This window comes from Pseudolabrys sp. Root1462 (assembly GCF_001426945.1).
Classification (GTDB): domain Bacteria; phylum Pseudomonadota; class Alphaproteobacteria; order Rhizobiales; family Xanthobacteraceae; genus Pseudolabrys.
Window position 1 is genome coordinate 3,244,968 of sequence record NZ_LMFS01000001.1, and the last position, 12,912, is coordinate 3,257,879.

At 64.6% G+C, this 12,912-nt stretch carries 12 protein-coding genes; 8 read left to right on the plus strand and 4 right to left on the minus strand.

All coding sequences use genetic code 11. The annotated features are described in order from the left end of the window. The first annotated feature begins 75 nt into the window (after window positions 1–75). On the plus strand, window positions 76–2,172 hold the full coding sequence (locus ASD45_RS15730; RefSeq protein WP_056912344.1) for a L,D-transpeptidase family protein: 2,097 nt from the start codon (window positions 76–78) through the stop codon (window positions 2,170–2,172). A 279-nt stretch (window positions 2,173–2,451) separates the two neighbouring features. Next, on the plus strand, window positions 2,452–3,981 hold the full coding sequence (locus ASD45_RS15735; protein ID WP_056912345.1) for a DUF882 domain-containing protein: 1,530 nt from the start codon (window positions 2,452–2,454) through the stop codon (window positions 3,979–3,981). Window positions 3,982–4,118: 137 nt separating this feature from the next. Here ASD45_RS15735 and ASD45_RS15740 read toward each other — a convergent pair whose 3' ends face one another. Continuing rightward, on the minus strand, window positions 4,119–4,394 hold the full coding sequence (locus ASD45_RS15740) for a DUF2312 domain-containing protein (RefSeq protein WP_056912346.1): 276 nt from the start codon (window positions 4,392–4,394) through the stop codon (window positions 4,119–4,121). A 177-nt stretch (window positions 4,395–4,571) separates the two neighbouring features. Continuing rightward, window positions 4,572–4,868 carry a DUF1244 domain-containing protein gene (locus tag ASD45_RS15745; RefSeq protein ID WP_056912347.1) on the minus strand — a complete coding sequence of 99 codons (297 nt, stop codon included), beginning with the start codon at window positions 4,866–4,868 and terminating at the stop codon, window positions 4,572–4,574. Window positions 4,869–4,956: 88 nt separating this feature from the next. Here ASD45_RS15745 and ASD45_RS15750 point away from each other — a divergent pair, with 88 nt between their 5' ends. The 6 genes from ASD45_RS15750 (at window position 4,957) to ASD45_RS15775 (ending at window position 11,996) form a co-directional block, all read left to right on the plus strand. Further along, a complete protein-coding gene (locus ASD45_RS15750) occupies window positions 4,957–6,240 on the plus strand; it encodes a glycerate kinase (RefSeq protein ID WP_056912348.1) in 1,284 nt (427 codons plus the stop codon). Between the two features lie 89 nt (window positions 6,241–6,329). After that, the gene (locus tag ASD45_RS15755; RefSeq protein WP_244485473.1) at window positions 6,330–6,875 is read left to right on the plus strand and encodes a DUF1036 domain-containing protein; all 546 of its coding nucleotides are present in this window, start codon (window positions 6,330–6,332) and stop codon (window positions 6,873–6,875) included. Further along, on the plus strand, window positions 6,872–8,305 hold the full coding sequence (gene pyk / locus ASD45_RS15760; RefSeq protein ID WP_056912349.1) for a pyruvate kinase: 1,434 nt from the start codon (window positions 6,872–6,874) through the stop codon (window positions 8,303–8,305). Before ASD45_RS15755 ends, pyk begins: the two co-directional genes overlap by 4 nt. 85 nt (window positions 8,306–8,390) lie before the next feature. After that, window positions 8,391–9,989, plus strand: a complete 1,599-nt coding sequence (locus tag ASD45_RS15765) for an MBL fold metallo-hydrolase (RefSeq protein ID WP_056912350.1) — start codon at window positions 8,391–8,393, stop codon at window positions 9,987–9,989. A 191-nt stretch (window positions 9,990–10,180) separates the two neighbouring features. Then, window positions 10,181–11,395, plus strand: coding sequence for a GGDEF domain-containing protein (locus ASD45_RS15770; RefSeq protein WP_056912351.1), 1,215 nt, complete (start codon window positions 10,181–10,183; stop codon window positions 11,393–11,395). Between the two features lie 229 nt (window positions 11,396–11,624). Beyond that, window positions 11,625–11,996 carry a response regulator gene (locus ASD45_RS15775; protein WP_056912352.1) on the plus strand — a complete coding sequence of 124 codons (372 nt, stop codon included), beginning with the start codon at window positions 11,625–11,627 and terminating at the stop codon, window positions 11,994–11,996. Between the two features lie 27 nt (window positions 11,997–12,023). On the opposite strand, the gene ASD45_RS15780 is transcribed toward ASD45_RS15775, so the two are convergent. Together ASD45_RS15780 and ykgO are read right to left on the minus strand one after the other, a co-directional pair. Next, complete coding sequence (locus ASD45_RS15780) at window positions 12,024–12,641, minus strand: tetratricopeptide repeat protein (RefSeq protein WP_082540877.1); 618 nt, start codon at window positions 12,639–12,641, stop codon at window positions 12,024–12,026. 96 nt (window positions 12,642–12,737) lie between these two features. Beyond that, window positions 12,738–12,863: a type B 50S ribosomal protein L36 gene (gene ykgO / locus ASD45_RS15785; protein ID WP_056912353.1), complete on the minus strand. Its 126-nt coding sequence runs from the start codon at window positions 12,861–12,863 to the stop codon at window positions 12,738–12,740. Window positions 12,864–12,912 lie beyond the last annotated feature (49 nt).

Sequence of the window (12,912 nt, forward strand, 5' to 3'; positions counted from 1 at the left end):
GGCCAATGTCCGTTAACAGACTGCATCGCATTCGATGCATCTTGGCGATGAGCGCGCGAGTGGAGTGCAAGCGTGATGCGTAAAGTCAGGTTCGACCATTTACTGGCCGGCACGATGCTGGCCGTTGTGACGGCAGCGCCGTCTTTCGCGGCGCCCGATGGCATTCGTCAGGTCGCGCCATTGCCGCCGTCGTTGAACGGCGCACGCATCATTCAGCGCCGGCCTGAGCCGATGCCGGAGCCGCCCCCGGCGCCTGTGCGCAACACCGCCGAGCAGCAGGTGCCGCTGCCGCCGCAAGCGGCACGACAAGAAGTTGTGCGCCAGGAGTCGCCGCGCCCGCCGGAGCCGGTGCGCGTCCAACCCGCCCATGTCGAGCCGGTGCGCGCCGAAGCCGTGCGTGTCGAAATTCCGCGCGACGAGCCCGTTGCCCAGGCCTCGGCCAACGAAGATCGCAGTTTCGTCGTCAGCTCCCTCGACCGGCCACTTGGCGCATCCGACTCGCAGATCGCGGAGCGGTTGCGCGGCGCCCTCGCCGGCAAGGCCGACAAGGGTGATGCCGAGCGCAAGGCGATCGGCTCTTTCTATGCCTCGCGCAATTACGCGCCGCTGTGGATTCATGACGGCCGCCTCACCGCCGGCGCCAAGTCCGCCATCGTCCGCCTGAAGAATGCCCAGGCCGACGCGCTCGAACCGGCGGACTACCCGCTGCCGAATTTCGACAACGTCGCCGGCGCCGACCAACTCGCCGCCGCCGATCTCAAGCTGACGCTGTCGGCGCTGACCTTCGCCCGCCATCTCGCCGTCGGCCGCATCGCGCCGACACGCGTGTCGGCGGAAGTCGACTATGGCCAGCACGGTCCCGACAACGGCGACATCCTCAAGAAGCTCGCCGACGCGCGCGACGCCAACGCCGCCTTCGACAGCTTCGAACCGCCGCAGCCCGCCTTCAAGGCGCTCAAGCGCAAGCTCGCCGAATTGCGTAGCGGCGGCGCGCACGCCGACGCCGATGAACGCATCGCCAACGGTCCGGCGATCAAACCCGGCGACAAGGACGCGCGCGTGCCGCAACTGCGCCAGCATCTCAACGTCCGCCTTACGGCGCAAGGCCCGCGTACCATGCAGGTGCGCGACCACAGGACCGGCCGCATCAAGGTGGTCAAGGTGCCGGCGGAAGATCCGAAGGCGCTGGAGCTCGTTTACGACAAGGCGCTGTTCAACGCCGTCAAGAACGTGCAGGCCCGCGCTGACATCAAGCCGACCGGCGTCATCGACAACAGGACGATTGCCGCCATCAACGGGCCGACGCCGCGGCAGCAGATCGATACCGTCATGGCCAACATGGAGCGCTGGCGCTGGCTGCCGCGCGACCTCGGTCGCAATTACGTGATGGTCAACATTCCCGATTACACGCTCAAGGTCGTGCGCGACGGTTCCGTCGTGTGGCGCACCAAGATCGTCGCCGGCAAGCCGCAGACGCCGACGCCGCTGCTCACCGCGGCGATGGACAACGTCGTCGTCAATCCGTCGTGGTACGTGCCGCAGTCGATCATTCAGAACGAACTGCTGCCGCAATACGCCAGCGACCCGAACATCTTCGACCGCATGGGTCTCGAAGTGAAGCGCGGCCCGGACGGCCACATCAACGTGGTGCAGCCGCCGGGCATGGCGAACGCGCTCGGCCGCATCAAGTTCAACTTCCCGAACAAGTATCAGGTCTATCTGCACGACACGCCGGAGAAGCGGCTGTTCGCCGCCGACCGCCGCGCCTTCAGCCATGGCTGCATGCGCGTCGAGAATCCGACCAAGTTCGGCGAGGTGATGCTGGCGATGGCGATCCCCGGGCAGACGCCGACGCAGCCGCAACTCGAGAAGCTGGTGGGTCACGACGAGAAGATCTTCAAGATGGTCAACCGGCCGATGGTGCATCTGACCTACCAGACCGCGTTCGTCGATGACGACGGCAAGCTCGAAGTGCGCGACGACATCTACGGCTTCGACAAGCGCATCCACGCCATCATGACCAGCGACGAACGCCGCGTCGCCGACGTCGCGCCGCCGCAGGACAAGACGCGCGATGCGGCGACCATGAAGAGCAACCAGGAAATCCTCAGCCGCGTCGAGCGGCGCGAGGCGGGCAATCCATTCCAGTTCTTCGAGAAGATTTTCCGGTAATTCCTTCCGCAGGAAAAATGCCGCATGGCCGGAGCGACGCTCCGGCCATTTTTCGTCATGCGCGAAAAGTTCCTTCCGGCGCGAACCTTTTTTCGCCAAGTTTCCTGTGTATCCAAATTGCCGCAGGGGGAACTTTGCCCGCCGCAAGGGACAGTTAACGAAATCCCGCCAACACTGAAGCCGTCATCGCAGCGGCTGTAACCGGGCGTGCCGATGGCTTTCGGACGAAATTCACGGAACTTGCCAGTGTCGGTTCGCCGCGGCCCACGCCATTACAAAATGCCATCGACCCTGCGCCGCGCCGGTATCCGCCTCAGCGCGTCGGTAGCGCTCGCGGGCATCCTGCTGCTCGGCGTCAACAACGCGCTGCAGCCGGCCTCGGCCGAAGGCGACACGCGCACGCTGAGCTTCCGCCACCTGCATACCAACGAGACCATCACCGTCACCTTCAAGCGCAACGGCAGCTACGACCAGGATGCGTTGAAGAAGCTCGACTGGTTCATGCGCGACTGGCGCAAGAACGAAGACGTCAAGATGGACCCCAAGCTCTTCGACATTCTCTGGCAGGTCTATCGCGACGTCGGCGGCACGCAGCCGATCGAGATCATCTGCGGCTACCGCGCGCCGGCTACCAACAACATGCTGCGCGCGCGCTCGACCGGCGTTGCCGAGAATTCCAATCACACCCACGGCCAGGCCATCGATTTCGAGATCCCGGGCGTGCCGCTGGAGAAAATCCGCGAAGTCGGCCTTCGCCTGCAGCGCGGCGGCGTCGGCTTCTATCCGACCTCGGGCTCGCCCTTCGTCCATCTCGACACTGGCACCATCCGTCACTGGCCGCGCATGACGCGCGACCAACTGGTCAAGGTGTTCCCCGACGGGCGCACCGTGCATATTCCCACCGACGGCAAGCCGCTCGCCGGCTACGCGCTGGCGCTGGCCGATGTCGAGAAGCGTGGCAACGAGCCGTCGCGCGTGATCATGGCGCAGGCCCGCGAGGCCGGCGTGACCGGGGCGGCGGAGGCCGGTGCGACGGCGCAGAAGCCGCGCAATTTCCTGGCGAGCCTGTTTGGCGGCAACCTGAAGTCCGATGCGGAGGAATCTGCCAAGCCGGAGAAGGCCGCGGTGGTGCTGGCCAGCGCCAAGCCGAAGCCGGTCGCCACGGCGCGCGTGGTGCCGATGCCATCGGCGCGGCCGAAGCTGATCGAGGTCGCCTCGGCTGAGCCGGCCCCGCAGACCGCAGCCAATGTCATCGCCACCCGGAGCGGCGTCTGGACCAGCGCGGTCGACAGCGGCGAAGTGGCGCCGGCGGTGGCGCAGTCGCCCTTCACATTCGCCGACACCATGACTACGGCGAGCCTGCCGGAGGCCGCACTCGCCTACGCCGCGACGCCGGCAACGACCAAGGTCACGGAAGCCACACCGCTGCCCCGCCCCGCCCGGGCGCGACCGATGGGCGCCAATATTCCGGCGCTGCCGCCGACGGCATCGCTGATGCCCCAGGCGTCCGCCACAATCGCGTCAGCCACCCCACCAGGCATCGCCGGCGGCGGCCAGCGCACCGACAGCCCATGGCTGCGCGCGGCAGTGCTGACGCCGAACATGACGACCCACATGACGGCCACGCATATGGGCGACCTCGATACCGCACCGCTGGCGCATTTGTTCCAGAAGCCGGCGCAGGCTTTGGTGATGACCTTCTCGGCGGATCCGGGGCTAGGCATTGTCGCCGACCGGTTCAGCGGCCACGCTATCGCTTTCCTCGCGACCGCGAGCTTCGTCACGCAGACGACGGCGTCGCTGCGCTAGAGACGACTTGTCCCGGACGCGATGCAGCGTAAAACGCTGCGCCGCAGAGCCGGGACCGTCCCACATTTGGAATTCGCGAAGGTCCCGATTCAGCAGCGCACGACTGCGTCGCGCGCTGCGTCCGGGACAAGAGGGCCCTACTGGAGCATGCCCAGCGCATGCATGTAGGTTTCCAGGATCTCTTCCTGTTCGCGGCGCTCGTTCGAATCCATCTTGCGCAGGCGCACGATGGTGCGCAGCGCCTTGGCGTCATAGCCGTTGCTCTTGGCTTCGGCGTAAACGTCCTTGATGTCGTCGGAAGTCGCCTTCTTCTCTTCCTCCAGCCGCTCGATGCGCTCGATGATCGCCTTGAGCTGATCCTTCGCGAAGCGGTGCGAGGTTTCTTCTTTATCGGCCGCTGCGGGCATCGACATAGCCTTGAACTCCCTGAATGCGCGTGCGGCAGCCTCGCGACATGAATAGCCGTGCGGACTGGTGCAGCGTCTCGTCAGGCAGCTTTCGGAATTCGCGCGCTCAAGGTCAAGGCGGGCCTGCGGTCATCCACGTTGTTCACAAGCCAGGGTCATCAGCCTGTCACGGAATGGCTTTTTTCAGTGCTGCGGTCTGGACTTTTCGAAGGCGGCCTTCTGCTCGGGCGAGGCCTCCTTCTGGTGCTTGGCGCGCCACTGGTCGTAGGGCTCGCCATAGACGATTTCACGGCTTTCGTCCTTGGACATGGCAACGCCGCGCGCATCCGCGGCGTCCTTCATCCAGTTCGACAGGCAATTGCGGCAGAAGCCGGCCAGATTCATCAGGTCGATGTTCTGCACATCGGCGCGCTGGCGCAGATGCTCGACCAAACGCCGGTACACGGCGGCCTCCAGTTCAGTGCGGGTCTTGTCGTCCATGGCGTGAAAAGCCTCCGATATCGGCCCTCAACATAGGGGCGAGCAAAACGTCTTGCCATAGCCGCAAAAAATCGGCGGTATCCGCCCCATGACCGAATTGCGTCCTTTCCTCGAATCACTTTTTCGCACCGCGGTAGCGGCCGCCCACCCCGGCACCTTCCTGCCGCCGCTGTTGCCGGTGCCGAAAGGCCGCGTCATCCTGCTGGCCGCCGGCAAGGCGGCCGGCTCCATGGCTGAAACCGCGGAAAATCATTACCTCGACACGCTCGGCCTGCCGGCCAAGCGGCTGACCGGCGTCGCCGTGGCGCGGCACGGCTACGGGCGGCCGACGCGGCTGGTGACCATGATCGAGGCCGGGCACCCGGTCCCGGACGAAGCGGGCTTGAAGGGCGCAGCGCGCGCGCTCGAACTGGCCAGCGGCGCGGGCGCCGGCGATCTTGTCCTGGTGCTGATGTCTGGCGGCGCCTCGGCCAACTGGATCGCCCCGGCGGACGGCGTGTCATTCGCCGACAAACAGGCCGTGACGCGCGCGCTGCTGCGATCCGGCGCGCATATCGGCGAAATCAATACGGTGCGCAAGCATCTGTCGCGCATCAAGGGCGGACGCCTCGCAAAGCGAGCTGCGCCTGCCGAGGTCATCACCATCGCCATCTCGGACGTGCCGGGCGACGATCCTTCGGCGATCGGCTCGGGGCCGACGGTGCCCGATCCGACGACGCTCGATGACGCGCTCGCCATTGTCGCCAAATACGACCTCGATCTGCCCGCATCGATCATGCATGCATTGAACGACGCGGCCAATGAATCGCCGAAGCCCGGCGATCCTGCCTTTGCCAATGCGCGCTTCGTGCTCGCGGCGCGGCCGCGCGATGCGCTCGAAGCGGCGGAGAAGGCGGTGATCGCCGCCGGTTACGAATGCATCTCGCTCGGCCCTGATGTCGAAGGCGAGGCGCGTGAAGTAGCGGCGACGCATGCTGCCGTGGCCCGCGAGTTGCGCGCGCAGCGCAAGCGCGCCGTGATCATTTCCGGCGGCGAACTGACGGTCACCATGCGCGGCCAGGGTCGTGGCGGCCCCAATCAGGAATATGCGCTGGGTCTGGTCGATCAGCTCGCCGGCCTCGACAATGTGGCGGCGATTGCGGGCGATACCGACGGCACCGACGGCGGCGGCGGCGCCGCCACCGATCCCGCCGGCGCGCTGGTCGACGGCCATTCGGCAGCCCGCGCCAAGGCCCTTGGCCTCGATCCTGCCGCGTTTCTTGCCGATAATAATTCGACCGAATTTTTCGCCCGGCTCGGCGATCTGCTCGAACCCGGCCCTACCTTCACCAACGTCAACGACTTTCGTGCGATCGTCGTCGACACGCCATGACGGTCTGCTTACATTTCAATCGACTCGAACACGCCGGCTCCGTGAACGCTTTGCCCGTCTTTTTCGCCAAACGCCGCGTTCTTCGCACCTTGCTCGCAGCCCTGCCGGCACTGTTCATCGGCCTGATGGCGCTCAGCGAGCCCGCCCACGCCGACTTCCGACTCTGCAACAACACCGGCAGCCGTGTTGGCGTCGCCATCGGCTACAAGGACGCCGAAGGATGGACCACCGAAGGCTGGTGGAATATTTCGGCGCGGAGTTGCGACACGCTGCTGCGCGGCGCGCTTGTTGCGCGTTACTATTATATTTATGCGGTCGACTACGACCGCGGCGGCGAATGGTCCGGGCACGCCTTCATGTGCTCGCGCGAGAAGGAATTCACCATTCGCGGTACCGAGAATTGCCTGGCGCGCGGCTACGACCGAACCGGATACTTCGAAGTCGACACGCAGGAGCAGCGCTCCTGGACCGTGCAATTGACCGACACCGCGGAACAACCGGTCGATCGGCCGCTGCCACCGCGCGGCGGGCCCCCGCCACGTATGCCGCCCGGCGCAGGACCACCGCCACCGCCGGGCGTAGGATTGTCGCCGCCACCCCCGCTTGGCACCAACAAGGAAGGACTGCGACGATGAGACGTCACCGCCGCGCCAAGATCGTCGCCACGCTGGGCCCCGCTTCGTCCAGCCCGGAAATGATCGGCAAGCTGTTCAAGGCCGGCGCGGATGTCTTCCGCATCAACATGAGTCATACGAGCCAGGATCGCATGCGCGAACTGGTCGCGATGATCCGGCAGATCGAAGCCGAGAACGATCGGCCGATCGGCATCCTGGTCGATCTGCAGGGACCGAAACTGCGGCTGGGCACAATCCAGGGCGGTTCGATCATGGTGAAGCAAGGCGACACCGTCGTTCTCGACTCCAATCCTGCAATTGGCGGCGCTGACCGCATCTATCTGCCGCATCCGGAAATTCTCGCCGCTGTAGAGCCCGGACATACCCTCCTCATCGACGACGGCAAGGTGCGGTTGACCGTGACCAAAGTCGAGCCGGACCGCGTGACGACACGCGTCGAAGTCGCGGGCAAGCTGTCCGATCGCAAGGGCGTGAGCGTGCCGGATTCGACGATCCCGCTGTCCGCACTCACCGGCAAGGATCTGTCCGATCTCGAAGCTTCGCTGGAAGCCGGCATCGACTGGATCGCGCTGTCCTTCGTGCAGCGGCCTGAAGACGTCGCCGAAGCCAAAAAGCTGACGCGCGGCCGCGCGTTGGTCATGGTGAAGGTCGAAAAGCCGCAGGCGGTCGCCCGCCTCCCCGAGATCATCGAGATTGCTGATGCGCTGATGGTGGCGCGCGGCGATCTCGGCGTCGAGATGCCGCTCGAGAAGGTACCGGGCGTGCAGAAGCAGATGACGCGCCTCGGTCGTGCCACTGGCAAGCCGGTGGTGGTCGCGACGCAGATGCTGGAGTCGATGATTTCCTCACCGGTGCCGACGCGTGCCGAAGTCTCCGACGTCGCCACCGCAATCTTCGAAGGCGCCGACGCGGTCATGCTGTCGGCGGAATCGGCAGCCGGGCAGTACCCGCTGGAAGCCGTCAGCACGATGAGCCGCATCGCCGAGCAGGTCGAAAGCGACCCGCCCTATCGCGAAATCATCAACGCGCAGCGCACCCAGCCGGAGGCCACCGGCGCCGATGCCATCGCCGATGCGGCTCGCCACATCGCCGATACGCTCGATCTGGCCGCGGTGATCTGCTGGACTTCGTCGGGTTCGACCGCACTGCGCGTCGCGCGCGAGCGGCCGCGCCCGCCGATCGTGGCGCTGTCGCCGAACAGCGAAACCGGGCGCCGCCTGGCCGTCGTCTGGGGCGTGCATTGCGTCGTCACCGAGGACGCTCACGATCAGGACGATATGGTCGATCGGGCCTGCCGCATCGCGTTCCGGGAAGGTTTCGCCAAGCCGGGTCAGCGCGTCATCGTCGTCGCGGGCGTGCCGCTCGGCACCCCCGGCGCGACCAACATGCTGCGCATTGCTTATGTCGGGGATGACGACATCGAAAGCTGACGCCGGGCGCTTGCTCCAGATCAAGTGCCGCCCCGCAAAGTGCGATAGATGAGATCATCGCCATAGCCGAGCGGGTAACGATACGATGGGCGTCATCATTCAGTTTTGCGGCGCCGCGCGCACGGTGACCGGTTCCTGCCACTGGTTCAAGTCGACGGCCGGCAATGTGCTGGTCGATTGCGGCCTGTATCAGGGGTCGAAGACCCTCAAGGAGCTGAACTACGGCGCCTTCCCGTTCAATCCGGCCGATATCGATGCGGTGCTGCTGACGCATGCGCACATCGATCACAGCGGACTGCTGCCGAAGCTGGTTCGCGCGGGTTTCCGTGGCCGCATCTTGGCGACGCGCGGCACCATCGACCTGTGTTCGTATATGCTGCCCGACGCCGGCAGCATTCAGGAGTCCGAAGTCGCCGCGCTCAACCGCCGCAACGCGGCTCGCGGCCGGCGCGAGGTCAGCCCGATCTACACACAAGCCGACGCCTATGCCGCGCTCGGTTCTTTTCATCCGGTCGAATACGAAACCTGGATCGACGTGATCCCTGGCGTGCGTGCACGCTACTGGAATGCCGGTCACCTGCTCGGCTCGGCTTCCATCGAGATCGAGTTCGCCGGCGAGGGCAAAAACGGTGAAGCGCTGCGCGTGCTCGCATCGGGCGATGTCGGCCCCGACGCCAAATTGCTGCAGCCGAACCCCGAAGCGCCGGCGGGCCTGGATTACGTCATCTCAGAATCGACCTACGGCCATGTCGAACGGCCAGCGGTCACGCCGGAATCGCGGCGCGAGAAACTCGCCGAAATGGTGCGCGACGCGCAACGCCTTGAGGGGCCGCTGCTCATTCCCGCCTTCGCCGTCGAGCGCACGCAGGAGCTCGTCATCGATCTGATCGATCTGATGGAGAAAGGCCGCGTGCCGGCGGCGCCGATCTTTCTCGATTCGCCCCTGGCCATCCGCGCCACCGAAGTCTTTCGCCAGCATGCTTCGGCGCTCAACTCCGATATCGACGTCACCCGCGTGCTGAATTCGCCGCATCTGCGTTCGACCGAGACTGTCGACGAGAGCAAGGCGATCGCCAAATTTTCCGGCTTTCACATCATCATCGCCGGCAGCGGCATGTGCGATGCCGGTCGCATCCGCCATCATCTCAAGCGTTGGCTCTGGCATCCGAACGCGACGGTATTGCTGTCGGGGTTCCAGGCGCAGGGCACGCTGGGACGCTTTCTCGCCGAGGGCGCCAAGGCCGTGCGCATTCAGGGCGAGGAGATCAAGGTCGCCGCGCACATCGTCTCGTTTGATGAATATTCCGGCCACGCCGACGGTCCGGAGCTGGCGCGCTGGATCGCCGGGCGGCGGCCGATTCGACGTGGTGTGTTCTTAGTTCACGGCGAAGAGCCCGCCCTCACCGCCCTGTCCGGCCGCATTGCCGAGCGGCTGGTGCCGGCAGCCAAGGTGTATGTGCCCGTCCTCGACGACAACTATGAACTGACAACCAGTGCCCCGACACCGCTGACCGGGGCGCAGCGCCGGCGACTGGCGCCGGAAGCGGTCATTTCGCTCGACTGGCATAACGACATGTCGAAGCTCATTCTCGATATTAATGACAAGATCGAGGCCGCTGCGGACGATCGCGCCCGTGGTGTCATCGTGCGGCGGCTGCGCCGTGCGCTCGATGCCGAGGAATGAGACCGTTTTTCGCCACGTTGTCTCTTCCGGCTGCCGGCCGCCACTCCAGGTATTGATCGAATCCGATTGCAACGTTAAGGACCGTGGGTCCACACCGATTTACCGTTCGGCAAGGACGTTCGCAGACCACAACCTGAGGTAAGCCCCTGTTAAGTGGCGCGGGCGTCTTTGTCCCCCCGAAGGGGGAGTCCATGAACAGCGAATCCCGAGTCTACAGTCTGCCCCGCTGGCGGTTGACCCGCTGGCTGGTCGATGTCGGACCCGGAATTCCCGACGATATTCGCATTGCGCTGGTCGGCGGCCTGTTTGGCGGGCTGCCGGTGTTCGCGGGCGGCGTCATCAACACGACCCTGGTATCGGCGGCCGTCGCCTGGCGCATGCAAACCGCGCCTTTCGTCGCGTGGTTCGTGTTCGAAGCGACGATCTGTTTTGCCCGGCTCGTTGTCCTGCTGGCGGCGCGGCGCGCTGCGCTGAAGCAACGCAAAACTCCGACTGACATCCATATAGTCCTGGCGCTGCTCTGGAGCTGCGGCGTCGGATTCGGCGCCGTCATCAGCCTGGCCAGCGGCGACTGGGTCATTGCCACGATGGCATGCCTGTCGGGCGCGGCCATGGTCGGTGGCATTTGTTTCCGCAATTTCGGCGCGCCACGTCTTGCCAGCACGATGATCCTGACCAGCATCGGCCCCTGCCTCGTCGGCGCCGTGCTATCGCGAGAGCCGCTGCTGTACATCGTATTGCTGCAGGCGCCGATGTATTTCGTGGCAATGACGGCGGCGGCCTTCAAACTCAACAAGATGCTGGTCGCAACCATGCGGGCCGAACGCGAGAACGATCACCGCGCGCGCCACGATGCTCTCACCGGGCTGTCGAACCGGCGCGGCCTGATCGACGCTGTTGAGGACAAACTGAAGAGCGCGCGTCCCGGCGACGACTCGCTGGCGTTGCTGTTCCTCGATCTCGACGGCTTCAAGACCGTGAACGACACCTATGGCCATGCCGCCGGTGACGAGTTGCTCAAGATGGCCGCCGAACGCCTACAACGCGCCTTGCGAGGACCTGATATTGCCGCGCGCATCGGCGGCGACGAATTCGTCGTTCTGATCGGAAACTTGAACAAAGAACGCGCGCTGGAGCTCGGTGAGCACCTGATTGCGGCGATCGCCAGTCAGTACGAATTCAAGAATGGCATGACGGCAAGCATCGGCGTCAGCGTCGGCATCGCGATGGCGCCCGAGCATGGCACTGATTTCATCGATCTTCTCGCGGTCGCCGACGCGGCGCTATACGAAGCCAAATCGAGTGGCAAATCGCGCTGCTGCATGGCATCGGCGCTGACCAACGTGGCGGCGTTGCGCCGCCTGCACGGGCACTACGGCGCGGCCAAGAAAGTCGTCGCGGCTTAGCGAAAAGAAGTCGGCGCCGGTGAAGCCAAATAGCCGAGCCTGATTCGGACTCAGACAGCGCGCCCCCGGCACGGCAAATGGCATCGCAGCCCTGTTGAAATATCGATCACATTTCGTCACGGATTGCCGCAATCGCTCATAACCGCGGTTCCATTGTGAACAAATCTGCGCGCGCTGGCATTGTCCCTAAACGTCCGATGTCAAATCCACGGAGCGAGGGAGCGGATCAATGGGACAGGCGACACCCTTCAAGCCGATGGCACTTGTGGTCGAAGATGATGAAATGCAGCGCGACGTCGTTTCGATGCTGCTGGAAGAATGCGAGATGGGCGTCATTCAATGCGAGAGCGCTGAAGCGGCGCTACAGGTCCTCGACCGCGTCGGCCCTTTGCTGACGATGATGTATACGGATGTAAGCCTCGCAGGCGAAGTCGACGGAATCGATCTCGCGCACGCCACGCGGGAGAATTATCCGCACATCCACATCATCGTCGCCTCAGGATACCAACTGAACAAGGATTTGCCGGAGCACACCTTGTTCATGCGCAAGCCGTTCCTGCCGCTCGACTTGTTGCGTGAGGCCGAGCGCGCGCAGCATTGAATTGTTTGGGACAAGTCGCCGGCCCGCTCAGATGTCGCGGCCCTCGACCTGTTCCTTGAGCTTCTTGACCACATCGGGGATGCGCTGCAGCCGCGGATAAACGGCGAGCGCGCGGCGATAGACTTCGAGCGCCTGTCTATCGTCGCCAATGTCCTGAAGAATGAGCCCGAGTCCGGCCAGCGCCCCAAAGTGGCGCGGCTCGCGCCTGAGCACCTCGCGGATATCGGCCAGGGCACGGCCGTAATCGTGCTTCATGTAATAGAGCGTGGCGCGGCGATTCCAGGCCTCGAGGTAATCGGGGCGAATTTTGACGATACCATCGAGCAGCTTGATGGCGAGATCGTTGTCCTTGGCTTCGACCGCGGCGACCACGCGCGACATCAGCAGATTGGTGGTGTCGCTCGAGGAGACCAGCCACTGCGCCCAGATGCGCTGCTCGATCGCCTTGGCACTGGCGTCGTCGGGCGCGACCTTCAGGGCGCCGAACAGAAAATCCAGATCTTCGCTGAACGGCCGCTTTTTCGGCAGCTTGGACGGCGCCTCGATCCAATCCCCTTTATCGGACTGCGCCGTAGCCGGCGACACGACAAAGCCCGCCGCGAACAGCGCAGCGAGGAGGGCAACAGACGTCCGGAATCGATCCATGGGCACGAGACTAGCGTCTCAACGCCTCATGGCAAATCTGCGGCTTTGGAAAGGAAACCGGCCCTAGGCCGGTTGAAGGGCCTGGTGGCGGTCGCCTTAGCCCTGACGGGCCTTAAAGCGCGGATTGGTCTTGTTGATGATGAAAACGCGGCCTTTGCGCCGAACAATCTTATTGTTCCGGTGGCGCGCCCGCAGCGATTTCAACGAGTTACGGACTTTCATCTCAATCTCACAGTGCGACTTTGGCTGGGTTTTTAGGGGTCGCAGGCCC

Excerpts from the sequence above, each read along its gene's own strand:
- ykgO (WP_056912353.1), bottom strand. The coding sequence starts at position 12,863 with ATGAAAGTCCGTAACTCGTTGAAATCGCTGCGGGCGCGCCACCGGAAC.
- ASD45_RS15770 (WP_056912351.1), top strand. The coding sequence starts at position 10,181 with ATGAACAGCGAATCCCGAGTCTACAGTCTGCCCCGCTGGCGGTTGACC.
- ASD45_RS15750 (WP_056912348.1), top strand. The coding sequence starts at position 4,957 with ATGACCGAATTGCGTCCTTTCCTCGAATCACTTTTTCGCACCGCGGTA.
- ASD45_RS15745 (WP_056912347.1), bottom strand. The coding sequence starts at position 4,868 with ATGGACGACAAGACCCGCACTGAACTGGAGGCCGCCGTGTACCGGCGT.
- ASD45_RS15780 (WP_082540877.1), bottom strand. The coding sequence starts at position 12,641 with ATGGATCGATTCCGGACGTCTGTTGCCCTCCTCGCTGCGCTGTTCGCG.
- pyk (WP_056912349.1), top strand. The coding sequence starts at position 6,872 with ATGAGACGTCACCGCCGCGCCAAGATCGTCGCCACGCTGGGCCCCGCT.
- ASD45_RS15775 (WP_056912352.1), top strand. The coding sequence starts at position 11,625 with ATGGGACAGGCGACACCCTTCAAGCCGATGGCACTTGTGGTCGAAGAT.
- ASD45_RS15765 (WP_056912350.1), top strand. The coding sequence starts at position 8,391 with ATGGGCGTCATCATTCAGTTTTGCGGCGCCGCGCGCACGGTGACCGGT.
- ASD45_RS15735 (WP_056912345.1), top strand. The coding sequence starts at position 2,452 with ATGCCATCGACCCTGCGCCGCGCCGGTATCCGCCTCAGCGCGTCGGTA.
- ASD45_RS15730 (WP_056912344.1), top strand. The coding sequence starts at position 76 with ATGCGTAAAGTCAGGTTCGACCATTTACTGGCCGGCACGATGCTGGCC.
- ASD45_RS15740 (WP_056912346.1), bottom strand. The coding sequence starts at position 4,394 with ATGTCGATGCCCGCAGCGGCCGATAAAGAAGAAACCTCGCACCGCTTC.